The following is a 25,624-nucleotide window of genomic DNA, read 5'->3' as shown; positions in this document are numbered from 1 at the left end:
TTACCTAATCGTCTGGTCGAGCACGCCTGCGGGACGACCTCCGTCAGGCGATTTCACCCCACAGGTCGTGGCCGTCGGCGCCGGTAATCCGGACGTTCACGAAGTCGCCCGTCTTGTAGCGCTGCGACGGCTTGGCGGCCGGGTCGATGTAGACCAGCCCGTCGATCTCGGGCGCGTCGGCCGACGACCGGCCGATGCCGCCATCCTGGTTGACCTCGTCCACCAGCACGCGCAGCGTCTGGCCCACCTTGCGCTGCAGCCGGCGGGCCGACACGGCCTCGGCCACTTCCATGAAGCGCGCGCGGCGCTCTTCGCGCACCGCGTCGGGCAGCGCGCCCGGCAGGTCGTTGGCCGTGGCGCCCTCCACCGGCGAGTAGGCAAAGCAGCCCACGCGGTCCAGTTCGGCTTCGGCGATGAAGTCGAGCAGCGTCTGGAATTCGGCCTCGGTCTCGCCGGGAAAGCCGGCGATGAAGGTGCTGCGGATGGTCAGCTCCGGGCAGATCTCACGCCAGGCACGGATGCGGTCGAGCGTCTTTTCGGCATTGGCCGGACGCTTCATGCGCTTGAGCACGTCGGGGTGGGCGTGCTGCAGCGGCACGTCCAGGTACGGCAGCACGTGGCCCTGGTTCATCAGCGGGATGACCTCGTCGACGTGCGGATACGGGTAGACATAGTGCAGGCGCACCCAGGCGCCGTACTGGCTGGCCAGTTCGCCCAGCGCCGCCACCAGCTCGGTCATGCGGGTCTTGAGCGGCCGGCCGGCCCAGAAGCCCGTGCGGTACTTGACGTCGACGCCATAGGCGCTGGTGTCCTGCGAGATGACCAGCAACTCCTTGACGCCGGCCTTGAACAGGTTCTCGGCTTCGAGCATGACTTCCGCCACCGGCCGCGACACGAGGTCGCCGCGCATCGACGGGATGATGCAGAACGAGCAGCGGTGGTTGCAGCCTTCCGAAATCTTCAGGTAGGCGTAGTGCTTGGGCGTGAGCTTGATGCCGGCGGCCGGCACCAGGTCGGTGAACGGGTCGTGCGGCTTGGGCAGGTGGGTGTGCACCGCCTGCATGACCTCGCCCAGCGCGTGCGGGCCGGTCACGGCCAGCACCTTCGGATGGACCGACGACACGATATCCTGCCCCGCCGCGTCCTTCTTGGCCCCGAGACAGCCGGTGACGATCACCTTGCCGTTCTCGGTCAGCGCCTCGCCGATGGCGTCCAGGCTTTCCTGCACCGCTTCGTCGATAAAGCCGCAGGTGTTCACGACCACCAGGTCGGCGCCGTCGTAGGTGCCGCTGATGGCGTACCCCTCGGCGCGCAATTGCGTGATGATCTGCTCCGAATCCACAAGGGCCTTCGGGCAGCCAAGTGACACAAAGCCGACTTTCGGCGCAGGATTGGACAGATTGGTTTCAGACGACATGGGGCACCGCGAATGTGGGGGTATAAGGGCGGCCGACCGTCCCCGGTGGCGCGCCGCGCTGGACTGACGGCATGCGGCGAGCCTGCCGGGCGCCGTCCTTGCCGTGAAAGGCGGAGATTTTACCCTGATGCGGCCGACTTGGCGTGCCCGGCGCCCAATCGCGCCCCCAGGGCGCCCCCTTCCGTCTCCCGGGCGGAATTCATCCCTTCAAGCAAAAAGCCCTGCCAACCTCGCAGGGCCCTTCTTCTAGCCGCCTTCGGGCGGCCGCCAGGCGGCGTTACTTCTTGTCCGTCTGGTTGAACGGGAACGTGCCGAACATGCTCTTGGCCTGGTTCTGCATCTGTTCCTGCATCTGCACGAACAGGTTCTTGCTCTGCTCGATGTAGTTGCTCATCATGCCCTGCATCATCGGGCCCTGCAGGTTCATGAACTGCGACCACATGTCGGGGCTGAACGCCTCGCCCGAGTACAGGCCCTTCGAGTTCTCGGCCAGCTTGTTCTGGATGTCGATGAACGCCTGGATGTTCTTTTCCAGGTAGGTGCCCATCATGCCCTGCATCGCGTGGCCGTAGAAACGGATGATCTGCGACAGCATGGCGCTGGAGAACATCGGCACGCCGCCCGTTTCCTCTTCCAGGATGATCTGCAGCAGGATGCTGCGCGTGAGTTCCTCGCCCGACTTGGCGTCGACGACCTTGAAGTCCTCGGTGTCCATGACAAGTTGCTTGACGTCCGCGAGCGTGATGTAGGTGCTGGTCTGCGTATCGTAGAGCCGGCGATTGGGATATTTCTTGATCAGTCGCTCTGCGCCTTTCTTGGTCGTGGCCATCGATGCTCTATCCTTTTGTCGTCGCTGATGCCGGCGGGGGCATCCGCTGCTGCGCCGCCTCGGCAACGCTGCTGCACTGCATGCGATGCAGTGCGCAATTGGGGCCGCGTCCCGGGGGTGCCGGGCGCCTGCGCCGCGCAAGATACAACCGGACCAGACCCTAAGCCAAGCGCTCTACTTTGGTGCCGGTTGCGCCATTGTCCTGATTCTATGCTCAAGAAAGCACTATGGAAAGCGGGCCGGCTTTAAGGAAAACCCGCAGCAAAACGGCGTTTCAAACAAAAACGCCGCCCGGCGCCAGCAGGCGCGGGACGGCGTTGGGCCGGCAACCGGGGACGGCAGCCCCCGGCTTGTGCAGTGCGCTGGATGCGGCGCATCAAGCGGCCGCGCTGCGCACCGCGCCGCCGGGCGTCAGCCCATGTGCAGGCCGCCGTTCAGCGAGAAGTCGGCGCCGGTCGAAAAACCCGACTCCTCCGACGCCAGCCAGGCGCAGATCGACGCAATCTCTTCCGGCTCGCCCAGGCGCTTGACCGGAATCGTCGCCACGATCTTGTCCAGCACGTCCTGGCGGATCGACTTGACCATGTCCGTGGCGATATAGCCCGGCGACACCGTGTTGACGGTCACGCCCTTGGTCGCCATCTCCTGCGCCAGCGCCATCGTGAAGCCGTGCAGGCCGGCCTTGGCCGTGGAGTAGTTGGTCTGGCCGAACTGGCCCTTCTGGCCGTTCACCGACGAAATATTGACGATGCGGCCCCAGCCGCGGTCGGCCATGCCGTCGATGACCTGCTTGGTCACGTTGAACAGCGACGTCAGGTTGGTGTCGATCACCGCGTCCCAGTCGGCGCGGGTCATCTTGCGGAACACCACGTCGCGCGTGATGCCGGCGTTGTTGATCAGCACGTCCACCTCGCCGACCTCGGACTTGACCTTGTCGAACGCGGCCTTGGTCGAATCCCAGTCGGCCACGTTGCCTTCGGACGCGATGAACTCGAAGCCAAGCGCGCGCTGCTGTTCCAGCCATTTCTCGCGGCGCGGCGAGTTCGGGCCGCAGCCCGCCACCACCGTGAAGCCGTCCTTCGCCAGGCGCTGGCAGATCGCGGTTCCGATGCCGCCCATGCCGCCGGTCACATATGCAATGCGCTGAGTCATATCCACTCCTGGTTGCTCGATCGTCGGGATCGAAGCTTGGTCGTTATTGTCGATCGCGGCGGCCGCCTTCCTCGGTACGGGCCGCCGGATCACCCCTCAATGCACTGCCCTTCAACGCTCCACTGCCAGCGCCACACCCATGCCGCCGCCGATGCACAGCGAGGCCAGGCCCTTCTTCGCGTCGCGACGCTTCATTTCGTGCAGCAGGGTCACCAGGATGCGGCAGCCCGATGCACCGATCGGATGGCCGATGGCGATGGCGCCACCGTTCACGTTGATCTTCGACTGGTCCCAGCCCATCTGCTGATGCACGGCCAGCGCCTGGGCGGCGAACGCCTCGTTGATCTCCATCAGGTCCAGGTCCTTGACCTCCCAGCCCGCGCGCGACAGGCAGCGCTTGCTGGCCGGCACCGGGCCCATGCCCATCACGGCCGGGTCCACGCCGGCGTTGGCGTACGCCTTGATCGTCGCCAGCGGCGTCAGGCCCAGTTCCTTGGCCTTGGCGGCCGACATGACCACCACGGCGGCGGCGCCGTCGTTCAGGCCCGACGCGTTGGCGGCGGTCACCGTGCCGGCCTTGTCGAACGCCGGCTTCAGCCCGGCCAGGCTGTCCAGCGTGGCGCCGTGGCGCACGAACTCGTCGGTCTTGAACGCCACCGGGTCGCCCTTGCGCTGGGGAATCATCACCGGCACGATTTCCTCGTCGAACTTGCCCGCCTTCTGGGCGGCCTCGGCCTTGTTCTGCGAACCGACGGCGAATTCGTCCTGCGCCTCGCGCGTGATGCCGTATTCCTTGGCGACGTTCTCGGCCGTGATGCCCATGTGGTACTGGTTGTACACATCCCACAGGCCGTCGACGATCATCGTGTCGACCAGCTTGGTGTCACCCATGCGGAAGCCGTCGCGCGAGCCCGGCAGCACGTGCGGGGCGGCGCTCATATTCTCCATGCCGCCGGCCACCACGATCTCGGCCTCGCCGGCCAGGATGGCATTGGCGGCCAGCATCACGGCCTTCAGGCCCGAGCCGCACACCTTGTTGATGGTCATGGCCGGCACCATGTCGGGCAGGCCGGCCTTGCGCGACGCCTGGCGCGCCGGGTTCTGGCCCGAGCCGGCCGTCAGCACCTGGCCCATGATCACTTCGCTCACCTGGTCCGGCTTGACGCCGGCGCGCTCCAGCGCGGCCTTGATCACGATGGCGCCCAGTTCCGGCGCGGGAATCTTCGCCAGGGAGCCGCCGAACTTGCCAACTGCGGTGCGGGCTGCGGAAACAATGACGATGTCGGTCATTTGAGGTCCTTTCAAGAAATCGGATCGCGGATCGGTTCGATGCGGGCCGGACATGCCGCCCGGCCCAGGTGAGAATCAGGCGCGCTGCTTGACGTAGCGTCCCGGCGCGGGTTCGATGACCGGGTAATGGGCGTTGCCCAGCGACGCCGCCGCGGCGCGTTTCTGCCCCGCCTGCTTGCCCAGCCAGGCCATCCAGTCGGGCCACCAGCTACCCGGATGCTCCTGCGCGCCGGCCAGCCATTCCTGCGCGGTGGCGGGCAGCGCGTCGTTGGTCCAGTGGCTGCGCTTCTTCTTGGCCGGCGGATTGATCACGCCGGCAATGTGCCCGGACGCGCCCAGCACGAAGCGCAGCTTGTTGTTCAGCAGCGCGGTGGATGCGTATGCCGACGCCCACGGCACGATGTGGTCCTCGCGCGACCCGTAGATATAGGTCGGCACGTCGATGGCGCCCAGGTCCACCGGCGCGTTGCAGACGGTCAGCTTGCCGGGCACCTTCAGTTCGTCCTGCAGGTACGTGTGGCGCAGGTACCAGCAGTACCACGGCCCCGGCAGGTTGGTGGCGTCGCCGTTCCAGAACAGCAGGTCGAACGGCACCGGCGTGTTGCCCTTGAGGTAGTTGTCGACCACGTAGTTCCAGACTAGGTCGTTGGGCCGCAGGAACGAGAACGTATTCGCCAGCTCCACGCCGCGCAGCAGCCCGCACGGCGCGCCGGCCGCGCCGCCCAGCGTGGCTTCGCGCAGCTGCACGTGGGCCTCGTCGACAAAGACGTCGAGGATGCCGGTGTCCGAGAAATCGAGCAGCGTGGTCAGCAGCGTCAGGCTGGCGGCCGGCTGTTCGCCGCGCGCGGCCAGCACGGCCAGCGCCGTGGAGACGATGGTGCCGCCCACGCAGAAGCCCAGCACGTTGATCTTGTCCTGGCCGCTGATGTCGCGCGCCACCTCGATCGCACGGATAGCCGCGTGCTCGATGTAGTCGTCCCAGGTACGCTCGGCCATCGACGCGTCGGGGTTGCGCCACGACACCAGGAACACGGTGTGGCCGTTCTCCACGGCATGGCGCACCAGCGAGCTTTCCGGCTGGAGATCGAGGATGTAGTACTTGTTGATGCACGGCGGCACCAGCAGCAGCGGCCGCGCGTAGACCTTGTCGGTCAGTGGCTGGTATTGCAGCAGCTGGAAGTATTCGTTTTCGTAGACCACGGCGCCTTCGGTCACGGCAACGTTGCGGCCCACCTCGAAGGCGGCCTCGTCGGTCTGCGAGATCTTGCCGCGCTGCAGGTCTTCCAGCATGTTGCGCACGCCGTTGCGCAGCGATTCGCCGCCCGACTCGATCAGGCGCTGCTGGGCATCGGGGTTCAGCGCGAGGAAGTTGGCCGGCGACATGGCGTCGACCCACTGCGACACGGCAAAGCGGATGCGCTGGCGCACCTTCGGGTCCGCCTCGACGGCGTCGGCCATCTCGGTCATCGCGCGGGCGGTCAGCAGGTAGAACGCGGCGGTGTAGCGGTAAGGGGCATTGTTGCGCCAGGCCGGGCTGGCAAAGCGGCGATCGGACAGGCGCTGGCTGGCGGCCCCGCCGTCGCCATTGCCCGCAGGCGTGCCGTTGGCGGCCATGGCGCCCTCGCCCATCTCGCGCCACAGTTCGGCAAAGTCCTGCATGTAGCGCTGCTGGATGGCGGCGAGCTGGTCCGGGGCGATCTTGACCGCGGCACCGTTGACGCCGCCGGCCGGAAAGGCTTGCTGGAACGCCTTGGCGAAGGCGTCGCCGCCGGGGAATCCACCAGGAAAGCCGCCTGGAAATCCGCCCGGCATGGCACCCTGGAAACCGGCGGGGAACGCGCTGGCCAGGCCCGCCGGAAAACCGGCCGGCATGGCGCCGTTGGCTTCGGGTACCCACTGACGGGACCATTCCAGCCATGCCGCTGGATCGAATGGCCCCGGCGCAAATTGAAACGGTTGGGACTTGTCTTCCGGTCCGGAAGATGCCGCACCTTTGCCGGTCGCCATGATGTGATCGTCTCTCTGCCAGTCGTGATGGTCGACGGCTCGGGGTAACTGTCTCCCGACCCGCCCCGTATCCGGGTTGCGTCCGCTGAGCGCCTGAGGCCGCCCGCTTCTTACGCTATGCTTGCCGGCGAAACCCTGGGAAAGCTTCCCGGTTCCGATACATTTCGAGGCATTGTTGCCTTGCAATGTAGACGCTGTCAATGCGGAATTCCGGATTGCGGCACGGCGCCCCGGGAAGTGAAGCCCGACCTACCGGACGGTAATCCTGGCGCGGGTTCCCGGCCTCCGCATTCCTACCCGAGAGAGATGAAGGTCTGATGTATATCGTGGCAATTGGCTGGCTCTACGTGGCCCTGATGATGGCCATCACGGAGACCAGCGTGGTCGCCGGCGTGGCCACCTTCCTGGGCTATGGCCTGGCGCCCGTGTCGCTGGTGCTGTACATCATGGGCACCCCGGGACGCCGCCGGCGCCGCAAGGCGCGCGAAGCGGCGGAAGCGGAGGCGGCGCGAGTGTCGCCGCCGCCCGCCGAGGAACGCAACGGCGGCTAGTCCGCCAGCCAGACCAGCGTGGCCATGCGGCCCGTGGTGCGGTCCCGTCGATACGAATAGAAGCGGTCGGCGTCGCTGACCGTGCAGGTCCCGCCGCCGAACACCTGCTGGCAGCCGGCGCGCGCCAGCCGGGTCCGCGCCAGCGCGTACAGGTCTGCCAGGTACTTGCCCGGCGCGCCCGGCACGAATGCGGCCGCCACGGCGTCGCGCTCGGCCGGCAGCGCCTGCTGCAGGAACGCTTCGCGGACCTCGGCCCCGACCTCGAACGATGCCGGCCCGATGGCCGGCCCCAGCCATGCCAGCCACTGCGCCTGGCCGCCCGCGCGCGCCGCCATGCGCGCCAGCGTGGCCTCGATGACGCCGTCGCAGAGCCCGCGCCAGCCCGCGTGGGCGGCGCCCACCACGGTCCCGGCGGTGTCGCAGAGCAGCACGGGCAGGCAGTCGGCGGTCATGATCGCGCAAACGTGCCCCGGCGTCGTGGCGATGCTCGCGTCGGCCCGAGGCACATCGGCATCGGCGCCATCGTCGGCCGTCACCACCCCGCAGCCATGCACCTGTTCGAGCCAGCGCGGCATGGCCGGCAGCCGGCTGGCCAGCCGGGCGCGATTGGCCGCGACGGCCGCAGGGTCATCGCCGACATGCGTGCCCAGGTTCAGCCCGCCGGCCGCGCCGCCAGCCAGCCCGTACGGGCCGACGCTGACCCCGCCGCGCCGCGTGGTCTGCAACGCCCGCACGCGCGCCGGCGCGGGCCAGTCCGGCACGATCCAGTCCGCGTCAGTCGTCGTGGTCATCGGCTTCCCCCTCGTACCACTCGGGCTCGTCATGCTCGTCATCGGCGTCGTCGTCCGCCTGACCCTCGAAGTCCAGCGCATCGATCAGCGCCTGCAGGTCCTCGGGCGGCTCGGCTTCCCAAGACTTCTTGCGGCCGGTCACCGGGTGCACCAGCCCCAGCCGGTAGGCATGCAGCGCCTGGCGCGTGAACGGCACCGGCAGCGGCACGCGCACGGCGGGCCGCTGGCCGCGCTGCGTGGCCTTGTGGTAGACCGGGTCGCCCACCAGCGGGTGGCCGATCGATTCGAAATGCACGCGGATCTGGTGGGTGCGGCCCGTTTCGAGCTGGCACATCACCATCGACACCTTGGCACGGCCCAGCGGCACCGTGCCCAGCGTCTCGAAGTGGGTGCGCGACGGCTTGCCGCTATTCGTATGCACGATGGCCATGCGCGTGCGCTCGCGCGGGTCGCGGGCGATGGGGGCGTCGATGGTGCCCTCGTCGGGCGTCTCGCCCCAAACCAGCGCGATGTACGTCCGCTTGACCGTGCGCGCCTGCAACTGCCGCACGAGGTCGGTCTGCGCGGTCAGCGTGCGGGCGACAACCATCAGGCCCGACGTTTCCTTGTCCAGCCGGTGCACGATGCCGGCGCGCGGCAGGCGCGCGGCGGGCGGGTCGCGATGCAGCAGGCCGTTGAGCACGGTGCCGCTCCAGTTGCCGGCCGCCGGATGCACCACCAGCCCGGCGGGCTTGTTGATGACCAGCAGCGCGTCGTCCTCGTAGACCACGTCCAGCGGCACGTCCTCGGCCGTGAACGCCATCGACTCGGGCGCGGCCTGCGGGTGGATCTCGATCTGCTGGCCCATCTGGACCGATGCCTTGGCCCGGCTCGGCTCGCCGTCCACGCGCACGGCCCCGTCCTCGATCCATTGCTGGATGCGGCTGCGCGAGAACTCGCTGAAGTGGCGCGCGAGCAATTTGTCGAGCCGCTCGCCGTGGGCGGCGCTGTCGACTTCCAGGTAGAGGGGCACCAGGTCTGGCGCGGCGGGCGCCGTGGCGGGCACCTCGTCGTTGAACTCGCCGGCGTCGTCGAACTGGTCGTCCAGGTCGTCGGATTCCGCGGCGGTCACTTCCGGCGCGTCGGGGTGGCGTTCCAGACCGTTTTCGGTGCTGGGGCTTCGGCTATAATGCTTGGCGCTATTTTTTTTCATCCGGAACAGGTTGCCCATGCAATTGCAGAGCATGAAACGCGCGCAATGGCGCGCGAAAATTGGAGCGGTTTTGCTCGCAGGCGGATGCGTCATGCTGTCTGCATGCGGCCTGCTGGGAGACCAGCCTGACGAAACGGCCGGCTGGTCGGCCAACAAATTATATTCGGAAGCCAAGGATGCCCTGGATGGCGGCGACTACACGCGCGCCGTCAAGCTCTACGAGAAGCTGGAGGGCCGCTACCCGTTCGGCCGCTTCGCGCAGCAGGCCCAGATCGACACGGCCTACGCCAACTACAAGGACGGCGAGACCGCCGCCGCGCTGGCCGCCGTGGACCGCTTCATCCAGCTCCACCCGAGCCACCCGAACATCGATTACGCCTACTACCTCAAGGGCCTGATCAACTTCAACGACAACCTGGGCTGGCTGGGCCGCTTCTCGGGCCAGGACCTGAGCGAGCGCGACCCGAAGGCCGCGCGTGCCGCCTACGACGCGTTCCAGACGCTGATCACGCGCTATCCGGACAGCAAGTACGCGCCCGACGCCACGCTGCGCATGCAGTACATCGTCAACTCGCTGGCCCAGCACGAAGTCCACGCCGCCCGCTACTACTACCGCCGCGGCGCCTACCTGGCGGCCGTGAACCGGGCCCAGCAGGCGCTCAAGGACTATGACGGCGCGCCGGCCAACGAGGAAGCGCTCTACATCATGGTCCGGTCCTACGACGCGCTGGGCATGAAGGACCTGCGCGACGACGCCGCCCGCGTGATGGAGCGCAACTACCCGAACAGCGACTTCATCAAGTACGGCCAGCGCCGCAAGGACAAGTCCTGGTGGGAAGTGTTCTGACCGACTGACCTGCCACCCCGGCAACGGAAAAGGCCGAGCCCCGGAAACGGGCCTCGGCCTTTTTTTTGTCCCTGCGGAATGCCTGGCCAGGCATTCGAGCCCCACGCCGCGCCACCACCCCGCGCGCCCTGCCCGCCAGCCCCCTTTTCCTGCATCGTCAGCAACCCCTTCACGTCCGGCAACCGCGGCAAGGCTGGCAAAGCGGCAACTGACCAAGAGTCGAATAAATACTAGGGTGTCGATAAATGACACTGACTATGATTCTTGCCAGTTGACGGAAAGAAGCCGACAGGCAACGCGAGCGCCTCGCGCCACGCATGGCCCGGCTGACCATTCCGCGCGCCCCCATACGACGGCAGGCGGCCACGGCGCACGCCTGCCGGCCCGCCACCCTACTGTATGGAGTCTCGTCGATGCCCGCACGGAAATGCCGGGTTCAATGGCGCGTCAAGCGTACGCTCGATATCGTCATTGCCACCACACTACTTTTGGCACTTTCCCCCCTACTGGCGCTGCTTGCGCTGCTGATCAAACGCGATGGCGGCCCCTGCTTCTTTAGCCACCCGCGCGTCGGCATGCATGGGCGAACGTTCAGGTGCCTGAAATTCCGTTCGATGGTCCGCGACGCCGACAAGGTGCTGAATGACCTGCTTGCGTCGGACCCCAAGGCGCGCGCCGAATGGGAGCAGGACTTCAAACTGCGGAACGACGTGCGCGTGACCCGGCTGGGACGCTTCCTTCGCCGTACGAGCCTGGACGAACTGCCCCAGCTCTGGAACGTGCTCCTGGGCGACATGAGCCTGGTTGGCCCACGGCCACTCGTCGAGAAGGAGCTCGGGCAATACGGCGAAGCGGCCCGCTACTACCTGCGCGTGCTCCCCGGTATCACCGGACTATGGCAAGTCAGCGGCCGCAGCGAGACGTCGTACGAGCGCCGCGTGCTGCTGGACGTCAGCTACGTCAAGAACTGGTCGCTGGCGGGCGATCTCCGCATCCTGTTCCGGACGGTTGGCGTCGTGCTGGGCGGACGGGGCGCCTATTGACTGGGAGGCCGGCCCTGCCCTGGGCCAGCCGTCAGCAGCCGCATGGACAGCAGCGCGACGCTCGACAGATGCCGCATGTAGCTGCCGAGGTCTGGCTCGAACAGCATGGACACGGCAATGTGTGCCGCCACCAGGTACGCCGGCACGGCCCGCGTAGGCCGCACCGACAGCATGCCCCGCATCAGGCGCATCCCCGGTGGCACTACCGCCAGCAGTACCCAGCCCTGCATCGCCAATTCCTTGATGCCAGGGCTCCAGAGCAGGGCCAGGTTCAGCCGCGCCATGGCATACAAGTAGTTGCCGACGAATGCCGCCAGGCTCGTGGGAGCAAACAGATTGTAGAAACTGGTACGCGCGCCGTAGGGCGACTGGGAGACCAGATAGTCGACCGCCAGGTCCCGGGGCTGCTGGAGCGCAACGAACACTGCGGACGGTAGCCACGCCATGCCCAGCGACAGCGCGGCCACGATCACGATCCGCCAGCGCCAGCCCACACGGCAGAGCAGATACAGCCCAAGCGCCAGTCCCGCGATCAGCGCGAAGTACGCGCGCAGCGTGACGGCGTAGACCAGGTACAACGCGAGCATGGCCACCCAGCCGCGCAACGGACGGTCGTCGCGGCCGGCCGCCGCGGCGATGACGAGCGCCATCACCACCACCAGCGTGTCCTTCGTGGCAACGAACAGATTGAAGACAACGCACGGCGCCGCCAGTACGATGGCCCCGGCCAACAACCCCAGCCGCTCGGCGCGGATCAGCATCGACCAGAGGAACCACGCGCCGGCGCCCATCACCAGTCCGTCCAGCGCAGGCCCCATCGCCGCGAACAGCCGGCCCACCGCGTCAAAGGAACTGCCCGCGTAGGTGTCGGCGCCGAGCATCTGGTCCTGGATTTTCTGCGCATCCCGAAAGATGGCAGCGGGCAGCAGCCGTGCCGCATTGAGGTACACCAGCCCGTACAGCAGCGCGGCGCCACCGGCAATCACACGCCGGACGCCAGGGCTCAGCCATGGTCCGGCCCTCAGCATGCCGGATCCCCGGCCGCCCGCGTTGCCGTCAAGACACACCCCTGTCAGCCGCAGCCGGCCGCGCCAGGCCAATCCCCGCCAGCCGGCGGTACAGGGTCACGCCGAGCCAGCCTGCCACGGCAAGGCTGACAGTGCCATGCGCCAGTGCGGCGCCAGTCACCCCGGCGGTGTGCACCGCCATCCATGCCAGCGGCACTCCGGCCAGCGCCACCAGCGTCATGCCGAGCAGCGTGATGCCCCGCAGTTCCAGCGCGATGGCTGCCGCCCATGCGATATCGGCGACCGAACGCAGGACAAACGACACGAGCAAGATGCCGAAGATCAGCCCGTCGTCCTGGCTGGCTGCCTTGCCCGCCATCATCAGGATGGCATCGCACGCCAGCCAGAGCGCGCCCGCCATCGTCAGCGTAGCAGCCAGCGTCCATGCCAGTTGCCGCCCGAGCAGCTTCCGGACCCCCGATCCCCCCTGATGCGCGGCACGCGCCAGCACGGGCCCGGCTGTGGTGGCAATGGCCGCGTGCGCGAGCGTCTGCACGGCGTTGGCGATGGCCCAGAGGAACACATAGCGCCCGAGTTCCTCGGCAGGCAGCAGCGCGGCCCCGAGAAAGCGCTCCGCATACTGCAAGCCAGCAAGCAGGATCGCAGCCAGATAGATGGCGGCCCCCGCGCGCCAGACGTCCAGCAGCCTCCCCGCCGGCCGGGCCTCTGGCAGGCGACGCGGCTGGACCGGCGCGGATGAGCGCCCCCGCAGGCCCAGGATCAGGTACCACCCGATGGCAATGACCAGCACATCGCCGCAGATCCACAGCATCAGCACGGCCAGCATGCTGCCGATGACACCGCTGGCCAGTCCGGCGATGGCAAGCAGCGCCCACAGCCCGTTACGCGCGAACATCAGCCACGACGCCGCGCGAGTTTGATGCAACGCGAACAGGTAGCCGCTTACCTCGAAGGCCTGGTGCTCCACCATGACCAGCACCGCGATTACCACCGCTACAGGCGCCGTGAAATGGTCCGGCGGCGCTACCCCGCCAAACCGCCAGAGCAGCGTGCCCCCTGCCGCCAGCAGGCCGTAGCAGGCCGCATGGACACCGGCGAGCCGTCCGATGTCCCCGAGCGCTGCCGCCGGGATGCTGGCCAGCCGTCGGTTGCATTCAGCGGAAAAACCCAGCCCCAGCATCTTGGTGCCGATCACCGCCGCCGCCACGGCCATGCCGTACTGCGCCATCGCTGCATACCCCAGCTCCCGCGCAATCGCCAGCGTGAGGGCGAACTTGGCGCCCAGCGACAACGCGCGCAACGCCAGTCTCAACAGCATCGGACATCCATCGGACTGGCTGGGCCATATGGCCACGTGCCACGCAGCGTGGCGACGATCTCCTGCCGCTGCGCCCGTAGCGTGGCGGCGCGCGCCTGCAGGCCGGCGTGGAACGACACCACCGCTCCCGGCGCAAGCACGGTGTCGAGCACGTCGGACGCCTGGAAATCGGCGGCGTTGCTGACCCAGTCCGTCAGCCCCAGGTCCTCGTACGCGCCGAAGCCCTTGCGCTCGTAGCTCAGATGGTAGGCCGGCACACCGGCCAGGACCGATTCCAGCGCGCCATGCAGCCGCACCGACACCACTGCGTCCGGGCGATCGTCGCGCAGCACGTCCCGCAGCAACCCGTGCGGCGTCAAGCCAAGCGCGCGATAGAACGCCGTATCGTCATTGCCGCGCACCGCGCTCTGCACGGCGAACGATACCCGACATTCGCCCCGCAGCCGCTCGATCAGCCGGTGCAGCATCAGCCTGTAATGCTCGCGCCGATCGGGATGCCAGGCCGGCGCTTCACGCAGCACCATGCAGACGTTGCGGACGGGATGCTGGCGGCTTTGGGCTGCCTCGGCGGACGCCACTGCCCCGCCCAGCCGATGGCCCAACTCCAGCACGGCCAGATCGGGGGCCCGCCGCACGTTGGCGCGGCCATCGAGCCACGCCAGCGACCGGTGATCGCGGACATAGACACGCGCCAGCGTCCCCAGTTGCCTTGCCAAGCCATCGCCCAGACTGGACGACGCGCCGCCCGGCCCAGCCACGACAGGCCCGATGCTCTGCGGCAGGTAGATGGCCGGGCGCCCGGACGCTACCGCCGCGCGCAGCTGCACCAGATGGCCGGCCTGCAGTTTGAGCGCCTGCCAGGTATTGCGTGCGCGCAGATAGCCACCGCCCACGCCCACGATCACGTCGGCCGAATCCAGCACCCGGGCAAGGCGCCGCGTCTCGGCGGTTGGTATGGCGACCAGCGCCAGTCCGCACGCCCAGACGCGATGCCAGCCTTGCCGGGCAATCACCGGGGCGGGCAGGACATGATCCATGTCCCCGAATGAAGCGGGGTCCGATGCGACGAGCGTGATCTGGCAGTGCTGTCCCAGCGCCTCACGGATCATGCGGACAGACAGGTCCACCAGCAGGCCGTCTCCGGCATTGCGCCGGCTGTAGGCGTGGAGCAGCGCCACGCGGCAGATGCGCGCCATCGTCATGTACGCTCCTCGACAAGCTGGCGATAAACCGCGGCAGTGCGCGCGACCATGGCCTGCGCGGTGTAGCGGCCCAGCGCGGCCGCGCAACGGCTCGCCAAGCGCCCGCGCAGCGCCGCGTTGGCGTACAGCGTGCGCACCGCCCCGGCCATGGCCTGGGGGTCGTCCTGATTCACCACGACAAGGCCGATCTGCTCGGCATCGACCAGTTCGCTGGCCCCGGCCACGCGCGCCGTCACAATTGGCAGCCCGGCCGCCATCGCTTCCAGATAGACATAAGGAAATCCCTCGTAGCGGCTGGGCACCAGCAGCACGTCGAATGCAGACAGGTACTTCCGCGCATGGTCGACCCTGCCGATCACCCGCACATTGGCTGGCAGGCGCTCAACCGGCCGCCCGGCCGCCGCCTGGAGATCGCCGGTCCCGATCAGGGCGAACTCCAGCGCGCCGCCGACATCGGCCTGAAGCAGTTCGGCCACCCGCACCAGCCGATCCAGTCCCTTTTGATGCGCAAACCGGCCGACAAAGCCGACCATGAACCGCGTAGGGTGCAGGCCCAGTGCGGCCCGTGCCGCATCGCGCCCCAGCAGGCAGACCGGCTGCACGCCGTTGGGAATCGTCACGATGCGGGACGACGGAATACCCAGCGACTCTTGCGCATGCCGTGCCTCGGTCTGCGATACGGCAATCAGGCGATCGGTACGGTGGCGGCCGAGCAATGCTTCCACGCCGCCGAACACCCGGCGCTGAAGCCTGGATAACGACGGATTGAGCGTGTACAGCGCATGCGGCGTGTACACCTGGCGCCATGGCCCCCGGCAGGCCCGGGCCAGCACGCCCGCCTTGGAACTATGACTGTGCACGATGTCGGGCCGCACGCGGGCCAGCAGGCGGGACAGATTCCACCAGGCCGGCACGTCGCGCCAGCCGATACGTCGCGGCATCGGCAGGCAGGTCACACTGGCACAGCAATGCCGCACCGACGCGTCGATGACGGCCGGGTCCAGCCTGTCACCGGCCGGCACCGCCAGGTGCACGTGTTCGCCCAGCGCCGCGAGCCCGCGCACAAGGTCCGCAAGATGCGTTGCAACGCCGCCCGCCGCCGCCTCGGCCACGATCATCACGTTCAAGGGCGATCCGGGGCTCATGCCACGCCCCCGTCGCGCCGTCGCCGGAAGCTGAAGCCGCGTGGCCGCGTGCGCCCCGGCATATCCGCGCCATACCCGCCGTAGCCAGCATAGGGATAGCCGTAGCAGCCCAGGCGAGGCACCAGATCGTTCAGGACCACGCCACCCACGGCCGCGCCGCACTGGCGCAACTGCTTGCACGCCGCGGTCAGGTCGGCCAGCCGCGAATGGCCCGCCCGGGCCACCAGCAGCACCAGGTCGGCATGCCGCGCCAGCCGGGCCGCGTCGGCGGCGGCCAGTGCGGGGGGTGTGTCGATCAGCACGACGTCGTAGCGCTGGCGCGCTTCGCCGAGCAGGGTGTCGAGGTCCGCGCGGGCGAGCATATCGCCAACATGGGGCTGCGGATCGCCGCAACTGATCAGGTCCAGGCCACTGGCCAGCTCCCGCTGCACCACCTGCTGCCAGTCGGCTGCATGGGCGAGCACTTCGGACAGGCCCGGGGCGGCGCCGCGCCCGAACATCCAGTGCAGGGTGCCGCGGCGCATATCGCCATCGATCAGCAACACCTTCTGCCCGGCCGCAGCCAGCACGGCTGCCAGATTGGCGCTGACGAACGTCTTGCCGGCAGCGGGCTCGCTGCCCGTCACCAGCAGCACGTTGCGCTCACGGCTCAAGCTGGAAAGCTGCAGCGCCGTCAGCAGGCTGCGCAGGCTTTCGATGGCCGGATCGGATTTCGCCACACCGCACAACAGACGCTCGTCGGGGCGCTGCCGCGCCGCATCCAGATCCGCCTGCCGGGCCGAGCGCGGCACCACCCCCAGCACCGGTACACCCAGAATATGCTCGATCTCGTCAGGCTCGCTGACGGCGCTGGCCATCCAGTCGGCGGCGAATGCTGCGCCGGCCCCTGCAACGATGCCCGCAAGCATGGCCGCGACCAGCACCATCAGGCGATTCGGCGCCACGGGGTCCTCGGCCACCTCGGCCGGATCCACCACCCGTGCACTGGCCACGCGCCCCGCCTTCATCAGCGCCAGTTGCTGCGCGCTGCCCAGCAGCGACGTGTAGCGCTCGGTGGCGATCCGAACATCGAGTGCCAGTTGCGCGGTCTGCCGCTGCAGCGCCGGCAGGCCGCGCATCACCTTTTCCATGTCCTGCTGCTTCTGCCTGACCACGTCGAGCTGGCGATCGATGGCCATCACGCCCGGATGGGCTTCGGTAAAGCGTGTCACCAGTTCCTGCCGCTTCTGGGTGAGCCAGAGTCGCTGCGTGCCGGCGTCGGACGCGGCCTTGAGGGCGAGCCTCGCCTCCTCGTTCAGGTCCACCACGCCGTGCCGCGCCGTCATCGACGTGTAACGATCCTGGGCCACCTCCAACTCTTGCTTGAGGCTTGGCAACTGCCGTTCGAGGAACACCAGTGACTGCGCCGCCTCCGCCGACTTGCGTTCGACGTTCTGCCGCACATACTGGTCCCCGATCTCTCGCACCAGCGCCCGCAGACGCTCGGGATCATGCCCGGCCAGCGTGACGATCAGCACGCCAGACTGGCGAGCCTTCTCCTGAACGACCAGCCGCCCGCGCACGTCGGCCACGGTCTTCCGCCAGGAATGGCGTACCAGTTCGAACCGGGCATCCGGCTGGCACGCGCAAGCCGCCACCTGTACCCGGAAGTCACCCACGGCCGTGGACCGCACCTGCTCGATGCCCGCGCGGACCCGCATCGGCACGTCGAGCCCCGGCCCCTCAAGCCGCCAGCCTTCGCTTTCCATGGTCAGCACAAACGGCTCGCCCTCCAGGCCGGCCGGGACATCGAAACGCACCACCTCCGGCACGGGTCCCGGCGCGGCGCGCCAGCGCGCCAGCCAGCCGCTGGCGGCCGGCTCGATGCCAATATGCAGGCGCAGCTTGTCCACCGCCCGCTCCACGACGAGCCGGGAGCCGATGATCTGCGTTTCGGCCGCCGGCGACGACTTCATGTCGAACAGGGACGCCGCATCGCCCAGCAGGCTCCATGTCGACGACGACGTGGCCGCGTCGTCCAGCTGGATCATCATGTCGGCCTGGTAGACGGGCCGCGCCAACAGGACGTAGGCCATGCCAGCCAGCGCGAAGGCCATGGCGATGCCGAGCGCCAACCGCCGATAGTGCGATAGCGCCGCAACCAGGCGCCCAATCGTCACGTCGGTCCGGGCAGTGGAGGACTTGAGCGGTGGCAGCGTCATCGCACGTCCTGCCGCTGTAGCGCCCGGATGCGCGGCGCCCAGTCCCGCACGCCCTCGCCCAGGCACGCAAATGCATGCTCGAAAGCCGTCCGCGACCGCCCGCGCGGGTCCGCCACGTCGCCCACCGTGCGATCGCCCAGGCGGAACACCCGCCCCGAGTGCATGGGGTAGCGCAGTTGCAGCGCGGACTTTTGCGCCTCGTCCATCACCAGGACCAGGTTCGCCGCGCTGATCCGCACCCCGGTCAGTTGCGCGGCGCGATGGCCGGTCAGGTCGAGGCCGGCATCGGCCGCCACCGCACAGGCGCGGGGATCGGCCGGCGCACCCACCGGCGCCGCCAGCCCGGCCGACCACACGGTGAGATCGGGCAATGCCTGACGCAGCAGCGCCTGTGCCATCGGACTCCGGCAGAGATTGCCCACGCACACGACAAGGACGATCATTTCAGGACGTTGGCGGTGGAGTTGACGTACTGGGCGCTCGGAATCAACTGGTTCACGACCCGCGCCCAGCGCGTGATGTCTCCGGCGTCGACGTAGACCACGTCGCGCGGCTGCAGCGGGAACCCTTCGGCCAGCGCCATCGCCACCGGGGAGGCGGCGTCCAGGTGGAACACTTCGGGGCGGCCCGAGTCGTGCCTGCGCACCACGTAGATCTGCCGCGGGTCGCTGGTCTGCGGATTCACGCCGCCCGCTTCGCCGAGCGCTTCGTTAAGCGTCAGGCGGCCGTTGCGCGGCAGCACCGCGACGGGCTTGTTGACCTCGCCCAGCACGAATACCTTGCCGTCCTCGCGCTGTTCCACGCGCACGATGTCGCCGCTGCGCAACTGGATGTCTGCGGGATTGCGCCCGGCGCGCAGCAGTGCCGGCAGGTCAACAACCCAGCTCCGCGCCTTGCGGGAAATCCGGATCCGGCTGCTGTCGCCGGTATTGACGTTGACACCGCCGGCCCGGCCTAGCGCCTCGATCAGGGTCATCGGCACGTCGTCCACGTATTGCGGCCCCGGCAGCCTGACCTCGCCGTCCAGGTAAATCCGCTGGCTGCGGTACGCCAGCACCCGCACCGTGACCTGGGGCTGGCGCACCACGCCGGCCAGCGCACGGGTCAGGCGCGTGCGCACCTGGTCGACCGTAAGGCCGGCCACTTTCACCACCCCCGCGTAGGGAAACTGGATGTCGCCGTGATGGCTGACGACGTAGCCGGGCACGCTGGCCGCTCCGCTATAGCCGGGAATTTCGTAGCCGATGCCAACGGTGTAGGTCTGGCTCGGAAAGACCAGCTCGGGATGGTCCCACACGACGATGGACAGGATATCGGCGGGTCCGATACGGTAGGGCTGCACCGCGCCCAGCAGGTCGTCGATGTCCTGGGTGCTGCGCGTCGATCTCAGCGCGTTGACCAGGTCCCACGAAATCGGCGTCACGCCGTCCGGGGCGCTCGCCGCCGGCGCATCGCGGTCGACCCGCATCCCGGGCGCCCATGCGCAGCCAGCAAGCAGGGTGCCGGCCAGCAAAAGCGCCATCGTGATTTGACTTCGCATGGAATCCCGCCTCGTTCAGAAGGCGCGATACTAGCGAGAACCCCGCTGCAAGTTTCTAGGATTAATCCGAAAACGCAGGCCAGCCTGACGGCGGGCCACGGTTCCACGGCCGGCTTGCGATGGTGCCAACCGTTCTGGCTACGTCTGCGCAGCGGGCGCGGGTAAGGCGCCTTAGCCTTGCGCGTCCGCCGGCGGCGCCGCGCGCAGCCCTTCGAGGAAGCGGATCACCGTGTCGGCCTCGCGGGTGCGCGTGAACGGCGGCAGGCTCTGCCAGATCTGGCGCCCGTAGGGCTTCTCCACCAGCCGGGTGTCGCAGATCGTCAGCACGCCGCGATCCGATTCCGACCGGATCAGCCGCCCGGCGCCCTGCTTCAGCGTGATCACCGCATGCGGCAACTGGTGCACCGCGAACGGGCTCAGCCCCTTTTTCTGCAGCACCTCCATGCGCGCGGCCAGCACCGGGTCATCGGGCGGCGCGAACGGCAGCTTGTCGATGATGACCAGCGACAGCGCCTCGCCGCGTACGTCCACCCCTTCCCAGAAGCTCTGGCTGCCCACCAGCACCGCGTTGCCCAACTGGCGGAAGCGGTCCAGCAGTTCGGTGCGGCTGGCCTGGCCCTGCACCAGCAGCGGCAGGTCGATGCCCCGCGCGGCGAACAGGTCGTACAGCATGTCCGACGCCTTCTGCACCGCGCGCAGCGTCGTGCACAGCAGGAAGGTCCGCCCGCCGGCCGCCTCGATCAGCGGCAGCGCCTTTTCCACCACGGCCTCGGTGAACTGGGGCGAATTGGGCGGCGGCATGTCGCGCGGCACGTAGAGCAGGCCCTGCTTGGCGTAGTCGAACGGGCTCGGCAGCGTCAGCGACTGTTCCTTCGGCAGTCCGAGCTGCGCCGCGTAGTGCGCGAAATTGCCCTTGACCGACAGCGTGGCCGATGTGAAGACCCAGGCGCGCGGCTGGCCCTCGCGCTGGCGCGTGAAGATCGGCGCGATCGACAGCGGCGTGCGGTGCAGCTGCACCGTGTGCGAGAAGACTTCCACCCAGCGCACGGTATCGGGCCCTAGATGGGCCGGTTCGGCCGCCGGTGCGACGTCGTCGGTGGCGGCGGGCGTCTCGCCTTCCGCCGGGGCGGCCGGGGCGGGCGGCGGGCCGGTGCGGTCGTCGCGCCAGGCTTCCAGCCGCTCGGACAGTTCTACGGCGCGCCGATGGCACTGCTCCAGCGTCTCGGCCCGCTCGGCCTGCGACGCCAGCGCCTCCACAAAGCCCGCCAGCGCCTCTTCCAGCGCGTCGAGCGTCTCGTAGAACGGCTCGGCGGTACGCGGATCGGCGTCGATCTGGCCCATCGCCATGCGCACGTTGTCCCGGCCAAACGCCAGCCGCAGGTCGCGCGCCGCGCGTTCCAGCGGGGCGCCCAGCGCCACCCAGTCCACGGCATCGCGCGCGTGGGACAACCCCTCGGCCACCGTGTCGCGCGCCAGTTCCAGCAACTGGCTGGTGGACAGCGTCTCGCCGAAGAACAGCGTGGCGGTCTCGGGCAGCTGGTGGGCCTCGTCGAAGATCACGGTGTTGGCGGCGGGCAGCAACTCGGCCATGCCGGTATCGCGCAGCACCACGTCGGCAAAGAACAGGTGATGGTTGACCACCACCACGTCGGCCTGCTGCGCCTCCTTGCGCGCCCGCATCACAAAGCATTCCTTGTAGTGCGGGCATTCGCTGCCCAGGCAGTTGTCGCGCGTGGACGTCACCATCTGCCAGACCGGCGCGTTCTCGGGCACGGCGGCCAGTTCGGCCTTGTCGCCGGTGGTCGTGGTCTGGGCAAAGCGCCCGATGTCGCGCAGCCACGCCGCGTCCTGCTTCGACGCCAACCGGCCGCTGGCCTGCGCGCGCTCCAGGTGGTAGTGGCACAGGTAGTTGGCGCGGCCCTTGAGCAGCGAGACCGACACCGGCACGTTCAGCGCGTGCCGCACGGTGGGGATATCGCGCTGGAACAGCTGGTCCTGCAGGTTCTTGGTACCGGTGGACAGGATGACCTTGCCGCCCCAGAGCATGGCCGGCACCAGGTAGGCAAAGGTCTTGCCGGTGCCGGTGCCGGCCTCGACGATGACCGTGTCGTTGCGCGCGATGGCATCGGCCACGGCCTCGGCCATCTTCTGCTGCGACGCCCGCGGCCGGTAGCCGGGGATGGCCGTGGCCAGCGTCCCGGTCTCGGCAAACATCTGCGAAAGCTGCGCGGACTGCGTGGCCGCCTGGCTGGCCGATGCGGCGACCAGGGCGTCGGCCAGCGTGTCGGTGTGCTGGTCGGTCTGCTGGTCGGTCTGCTGGTCGGCAGGCTGGTCGGCCGCCGGGCCCGCGGCGCCGTCGGCGGCGGGGTCGTGGGCGTCAGGCGTCGGGGCGGCGGCGGACAGGAGGTCGTCGGTGGAAGCTGGCAAGGTGGGGAGTGTCTTGTGTCGCCCCGGCCGGGCGTTGCGCCGGGGGCGGTGTGTGCTGCGGGTGCCAGGTGTCAGGCGGGAACGTCGGGCTCCAGATGCAGTTGCAACAGCGTGATTGCATCCTTGAGCTTCAGGCGGCGCTTCTTGAGCCGGCGCAGTTGCAGTTCGTCGTGGGTCGGGTCGGCGGACAGGCGGTCGATCATGTCGTCGAGGTCTCGATGCTCGATCTGCAACTCGATGATCTGCCGCTCCAGCGTATTGAGGTTTTCATCCATGGTCGATGCTCCCTGGCGGCCGCTGGCGGCCAGCCGCCCGGCCGTGCCACACGAATCAGAAGCCGAACGGGCTGGGCGTGGAGCCCTGGCTGCCCTGCTTCTTCTTTTCCTCGGCCTTGGCGCGCCGCTCGTCCAGTTCTTTCTGGCGGCGCACGGCGTCGGCCTGCTTCTGCTGGTAGGACTGCACGTTCTCCTGCCGCTGGCGGGCCTGCTCGGCGCCCTTCTGCTGCGCCTCGGTCATGCGCGTGTTGAAATCGTCCTGCTTCTTCTGGTACGCCTCGGCGTTGGCGGCCCGCTGGGGCGCCTGCTGGCCGGTCTGCGCGTCGCGCAGCGCCTGTTCCTGCTGCTTGCGGTCGAACGCCTCGCGGCTGGCCTGCTCGTTGGCCGCGCGGCCCGGCTGGGCCGCTTCGTACTCGGCGCGGCGGATGGCCTGCTCGCGGTCGCGCCGGGCGGCGTTGTAGGCGCGCTCGGCGTCGCCCACCTCCAGGTCGCGCTCGCGCAGCACGTGCAGTTCCGCGCGCTGGACTTCCTTGGCCTGCTCGATGCAGCGGTTGACCAGGAACTTGCCGTAGCACTCGCGCTCGGCCAGCGAGAAGCGGTAGTTGGTCCACGCGCGCGAATCGCCGATGGCCTTGCGTTCGGCGTCGAAGTCGCGGGGCTTGCCGGGGTCCGCGGGCAGCGCGGCCGTCGCGGCGGGCGCGGACGCCTGCGCATGGGCGGCGCCCAGGGGGGCGGCCAGCAGGCAGGCGGCCAGTGCGAGCGGGAAAACCGGGGAGGAAGTCATGTAAACCAGGCGAGCCATGACGGCCGGAAGGGGCTTGACGATCATGCCGCGATTCTAGCATCCGGGACCCATCGCCACGGCGCCGCGCGTGGCGCCCGGGCGCCGTCGCCGGCGGGCGCCGAAAAGACGGGGGAAAAGGTGTCTTCCCGTCACCGGAGCGGCCCGGCGCTTGTGGCACAATGCCCCGCTTTCGACTGACACGTATTCTCGATGTCCAATCTGCCTGCTTCCGTCCTGCAAAAGATTGTGTCGCTGATCGCGGCCGAACTGTCCGTGCAACCCCGCCAGGTGGCGGCCGCCGTCGGCCTGCTGGACGAAGGCGCCACGGTGCCCTTCATCGCCCGCTACCGCAAGGAAGTGACCGGCAACCTGGACGACACGCAGCTTCGCAACCTCGAAGAGCGCCTGCTGTACCTGCGCGACATGGAAGACCGCCGCGCGACCATCCTGGCCTCGATCGAGGAACAGGGCAAGCTCACCGACGCGCTGCGCGCGGCCATCGAGGCCGCCGAGACCAAGCAGACGCTGGAAGACCTGTACCTGCCCTACAAGCCCAAGCGCCGCACGCGCGCCCAGATCGCGCGCGAGTGCGGGCTGGAGCCGCTGGCCCAGGCGCTGCTGGCCGACCCGACGCTCGACCCGCAGGCCGAGGCCGCCAAGTACGTCAACGGCAATCCCACCGCCGATGGCGGCGTGCCCGACGTCAAGGCCGCGCTCGACGGCGCGCGCGACATCCTGTCCGAACAGTTCGGCGAGACGGCCGAACTGCTGGGCAAGCTGCGCGACCACCTGTGGCAGAACGGCGTGGTGACGTCGTCGGTCATGGAGGGCAAGGAGACGGCCGAGGAAGAGAAATTCCGCGACTACTACCAGTACAGCGAAACCATCCGCACGGTGCCGTCGCACCGCGCGCTGGCGCTGTTCCGGGGCCGCAACGCCGGCGTGCTGCTGGTCAAGCTGGGCCTGGGCGAGGAGCAGGACGCGATGGTGCCGCACCCGTGCGAGACGATGATCGCGCGCCATGTCGGCATCGAGAACCGCAACCGCCCGGCCGACAAGTGGCTGGGCGACGTCTGCCGCTGGTGCTGGCGCGTCAAGGTGCAGCCGCACCTGGAAACCGAACTGCTGACGCAGTTGCGCGAGACGGCCGAGGGCGAGGCGATCAAGGTGTTCGGCCGCAACCTGCACGAACTGCTGCTGGCCGCGCCGGCCGGCCCCAAGTCCGTGATGGGCATCGACCCGGGCATCCGCACCGGCTGCAAGGTGGCCGTGGTGGACCACACCGGCAAGCTGCTGGAAACGGCCACGATCTACCCGCACGAGCCGCGCCGCGACTGGAACGGCTCGCTGGCCACGCTGGCGCGCCTGGCCAGGCAGCACAACGTGGCGCTGTGCTCCATCGGCAACGGCACCGCCAGCCGCGAGACCGACAAGCTTGTGCAGGACCTGATGAAGGCCGCCCCGGAGCTGAAGCTGACCAAGATCGTGGTCAGCGAGGCCGGCGCGTCGGTCTATTCGGCGTCCGAGCTGGCCGCCAAGGAATTCCCTGATCTGGACGTTTCGCTACGCGGCGCGGTGTCCATCGCCCGCCGCCTGCAGGACCCGCTGGCCGAGCTGGTCAAGATCGATCCGAAGTCGATTGGCGTGGGCCAGTACCAGCACGACGTGAACCAGCGCGAGCTGGCCCGCGCGCTGGACGCCGTGGTCGAGGACTGCGTGAACGCGGTGGGCGTGGACGTCAACACGGCGTCGGCCCCGCTGCTGGCGCGGGTGTCGGGCCTGAACGCGGTGCTGGCGCGCAATATCGTCGATTTCCGCGATGCCAACGGCGCCTTTCCGAACCGCGACGCGCTGAAAAAGGTGCCGCGCCTGGGCGACAAGACGTTCGAGCAGGCCGCCGGCTTCCTGCGGATCAACACCGGCGACAACCCGCTGGACCGCTCGTCGGTGCACCCGGAGGCGTATCCGGTGGTGCAGAAGATCCTGGACCACATCAAGAAGGGCCTGCCCGATGTGATGGGCAACCGCGACGCGCTGCGCGGCCTGTCGCCGCAGCAGTTCGCCGACGACAAGTTCGGCCTGCCGACCGTGCGCGACATCCTGACCGAACTGGAAAAGCCGGGCCGCGACCCGCGCCCCGAGTTCAAGACCGCGACCTTCCAGGAAGGCGTGGAGGACGTGAAGGACCTGCAGCCGGGCATGATCCTCGAAGGCGTGGTCACGAACGTGGCGGCGTTTGGCGCGTTCGTGGACATCGGCGTGCACCAGGACGGGCTGGTCCACATCTCGGCGCTGTCGACCAAGTTCGTCAAGGACGCCCACGAGGTGGTCAAGGCCGGCCAGATCGTCAAGGTCAAGGTCATGGAGGTGGACGTCAAGCGCAACCGCATCGGCCTGACCATGCGCCTGGACGACGAGCCGGGCCAGCAAGCCCCCCGCACGGGCGGCGGCGACCGCAGCAACGACCGCGCCCCGCGCGGCGGCGGCAACCGCGGCTTCGGCGGCGGCCAGCGCCAGCCGGATACACAGGGCGCGATGGCCGCCGCGTTCGCGAAGCTGAAGCGCTGAGCGGAATCCCCCGCGCG

20 protein-coding genes and 1 pseudogene are annotated in these 25,624 nt (G+C 68.7%); 4 read left to right on the top strand and 17 right to left on the bottom strand.

Features of this window, described 5'->3' with window-relative positions; all coding sequences use genetic code 11:
* Positions 1-43: 43 nt before the first annotated feature.
* From rimO to phaC, 5 genes are all read right to left on the bottom strand, one after another.
* Positions 44-1,417 (bottom strand): 30S ribosomal protein S12 methylthiotransferase RimO, encoded by a 1,374-nt coding sequence (gene rimO / locus EPAKOI_RS06695; protein ID WP_124684434.1) that lies wholly within the window; start codon positions 1,415-1,417, stop codon positions 44-46.
* Positions 1,418-1,694: 277 nt separating this feature from the next.
* A complete protein-coding gene (gene phaR / locus EPAKOI_RS06690) occupies positions 1,695-2,246 on the bottom strand; it encodes a polyhydroxyalkanoate synthesis repressor PhaR (RefSeq protein ID WP_124684435.1) in 552 nt (183 codons plus the stop codon).
* A 411-nt stretch (positions 2,247-2,657) separates the two neighbouring features.
* A complete protein-coding gene (locus EPAKOI_RS06685; RefSeq protein ID WP_124684436.1) occupies positions 2,658-3,398 on the bottom strand; it encodes a 3-ketoacyl-ACP reductase in 741 nt (246 codons plus the stop codon).
* A gap of 111 nt (positions 3,399-3,509) precedes the next feature.
* Positions 3,510-4,688 (bottom strand): acetyl-CoA C-acetyltransferase, encoded by a 1,179-nt coding sequence (locus tag EPAKOI_RS06680; RefSeq protein ID WP_423193327.1) that lies wholly within the window; start codon positions 4,686-4,688, stop codon positions 3,510-3,512.
* Between the two features lie 75 nt (positions 4,689-4,763).
* Positions 4,764-6,695 (bottom strand): class I poly(R)-hydroxyalkanoic acid synthase, encoded by a 1,932-nt coding sequence (gene phaC, locus EPAKOI_RS06675; protein ID WP_423193326.1) that lies wholly within the window; start codon positions 6,693-6,695, stop codon positions 4,764-4,766.
* Positions 6,696-7,012: 317 nt separating this feature from the next.
* Here phaC and EPAKOI_RS06670 point away from each other — a divergent pair, with 317 nt between their 5' ends.
* Complete coding sequence (locus tag EPAKOI_RS06670; protein ID WP_124684439.1) at positions 7,013-7,246, top strand: hypothetical protein; 234 nt, start codon at positions 7,013-7,015, stop codon at positions 7,244-7,246.
* Here EPAKOI_RS06670 and pgeF read toward each other — a convergent pair.
* Together pgeF and EPAKOI_RS06660 are read right to left on the bottom strand one after the other, a co-directional pair.
* Complete coding sequence (pgeF, locus tag EPAKOI_RS06665) at positions 7,243-8,037, bottom strand: peptidoglycan editing factor PgeF (protein ID WP_423193325.1); 795 nt, start codon at positions 8,035-8,037, stop codon at positions 7,243-7,245. The genes EPAKOI_RS06670 and pgeF overlap by 4 nt on opposite strands.
* Positions 8,021-9,229: an RluA family pseudouridine synthase gene (locus EPAKOI_RS06660; protein WP_124684441.1), complete on the bottom strand. Its 1,209-nt coding sequence runs from the start codon at positions 9,227-9,229 to the stop codon at positions 8,021-8,023. The genes pgeF and EPAKOI_RS06660 overlap by 17 nt, the downstream gene beginning before the upstream one ends.
* Before the next feature lie 16 nt (positions 9,230-9,245).
* Here EPAKOI_RS06660 and EPAKOI_RS06655 point away from each other — a divergent pair, with 16 nt between their 5' ends.
* Positions 9,246-10,076 (top strand): outer membrane protein assembly factor BamD, encoded by an 831-nt coding sequence (locus EPAKOI_RS06655; protein ID WP_124684442.1) that lies wholly within the window; start codon positions 9,246-9,248, stop codon positions 10,074-10,076.
* 446 nt (positions 10,077-10,522) lie between these two features.
* A pseudogene (locus EPAKOI_RS06650) lies at positions 10,523-11,119 on the top strand (sugar transferase); the annotation flags it as partial.
* On the opposite strand, the gene EPAKOI_RS06645 reads toward EPAKOI_RS06650, so the two are convergent.
* The 10 genes from EPAKOI_RS06645 to EPAKOI_RS06600 all read right to left on the bottom strand — a co-directional run bounded on the left by EPAKOI_RS06645 (position 11,113) and on the right by EPAKOI_RS06600 (position 23,039).
* On the bottom strand, positions 11,113-12,105 hold the full coding sequence (locus EPAKOI_RS06645) for a hypothetical protein (protein WP_423193324.1): 993 nt from the start codon (positions 12,103-12,105) through the stop codon (positions 11,113-11,115). The pseudogene EPAKOI_RS06650 and the gene EPAKOI_RS06645 sit on opposite strands and share 7 nt — an antisense overlap.
* A 70-nt stretch (positions 12,106-12,175) precedes the next feature.
* Positions 12,176-13,465: a lipopolysaccharide biosynthesis protein gene (locus EPAKOI_RS06640; RefSeq protein WP_423193323.1), complete on the bottom strand. Its 1,290-nt coding sequence runs from the start codon at positions 13,463-13,465 to the stop codon at positions 12,176-12,178.
* A complete protein-coding gene (locus EPAKOI_RS06635) occupies positions 13,456-14,667 on the bottom strand; it encodes a polysaccharide pyruvyl transferase family protein (protein ID WP_423193322.1) in 1,212 nt (403 codons plus the stop codon). The genes EPAKOI_RS06640 and EPAKOI_RS06635 overlap by 10 nt, the downstream gene beginning before the upstream one ends.
* Positions 14,664-15,785 carry a glycosyltransferase family 4 protein gene (locus tag EPAKOI_RS06630; RefSeq protein ID WP_423193492.1) on the bottom strand — a complete coding sequence of 374 codons (1,122 nt, stop codon included), beginning with the start codon at positions 15,783-15,785 and terminating at the stop codon, positions 14,664-14,666. Before EPAKOI_RS06630 ends, EPAKOI_RS06635 begins: the two co-directional genes overlap by 4 nt.
* Positions 15,786-15,808: 23 nt before the next feature.
* Positions 15,809-18,013 carry a polysaccharide biosynthesis tyrosine autokinase gene (locus tag EPAKOI_RS06625; protein WP_423193321.1) on the bottom strand — a complete coding sequence of 735 codons (2,205 nt, stop codon included), beginning with the start codon at positions 18,011-18,013 and terminating at the stop codon, positions 15,809-15,811.
* Entirely contained in the window at positions 18,010-18,456 is a 447-nt protein-coding gene (locus EPAKOI_RS06620; RefSeq protein WP_423193320.1) for a low molecular weight protein-tyrosine-phosphatase, read from the bottom strand. The genes EPAKOI_RS06625 and EPAKOI_RS06620 overlap by 4 nt, the downstream gene beginning before the upstream one ends.
* Positions 18,453-19,553, bottom strand: a complete 1,101-nt coding sequence (locus tag EPAKOI_RS06615; RefSeq protein ID WP_313837836.1) for a polysaccharide biosynthesis/export family protein — start codon at positions 19,551-19,553, stop codon at positions 18,453-18,455. The genes EPAKOI_RS06620 and EPAKOI_RS06615 overlap by 4 nt, the downstream gene beginning before the upstream one ends.
* Before the next feature lie 171 nt (positions 19,554-19,724).
* Positions 19,725-21,833 (bottom strand): ATP-dependent DNA helicase, encoded by a 2,109-nt coding sequence (locus EPAKOI_RS06610; protein WP_423193491.1) that lies wholly within the window; start codon positions 21,831-21,833, stop codon positions 19,725-19,727.
* Positions 21,834-22,051: 218 nt separating this feature from the next.
* Positions 22,052-22,255, bottom strand: a complete 204-nt coding sequence (locus EPAKOI_RS06605; protein WP_124684450.1) for a YdcH family protein — start codon at positions 22,253-22,255, stop codon at positions 22,052-22,054.
* 55 nt (positions 22,256-22,310) lie between these two features.
* Positions 22,311-23,039: a hypothetical protein gene (locus tag EPAKOI_RS06600; protein ID WP_423193319.1), complete on the bottom strand. Its 729-nt coding sequence runs from the start codon at positions 23,037-23,039 to the stop codon at positions 22,311-22,313.
* Positions 23,040-23,249: 210 nt separating this feature from the next.
* Between EPAKOI_RS06600 and EPAKOI_RS06595 the strand changes: the two genes are divergently transcribed.
* On the top strand, positions 23,250-25,607 hold the full coding sequence (locus EPAKOI_RS06595) for a Tex family protein (RefSeq protein WP_423193318.1): 2,358 nt from the start codon (positions 23,250-23,252) through the stop codon (positions 25,605-25,607).
* The last annotated feature ends 17 nt before the right edge of the window (positions 25,608-25,624 follow it).

Source organism: Cupriavidus sp. H18C2 (assembly GCF_049393795.1).
Taxonomy (GTDB): domain Bacteria; phylum Pseudomonadota; class Gammaproteobacteria; order Burkholderiales; family Burkholderiaceae; genus Cupriavidus; species Cupriavidus pauculus_C.
This window is presented reverse-complemented; position numbering and strand designations above follow the sequence as displayed.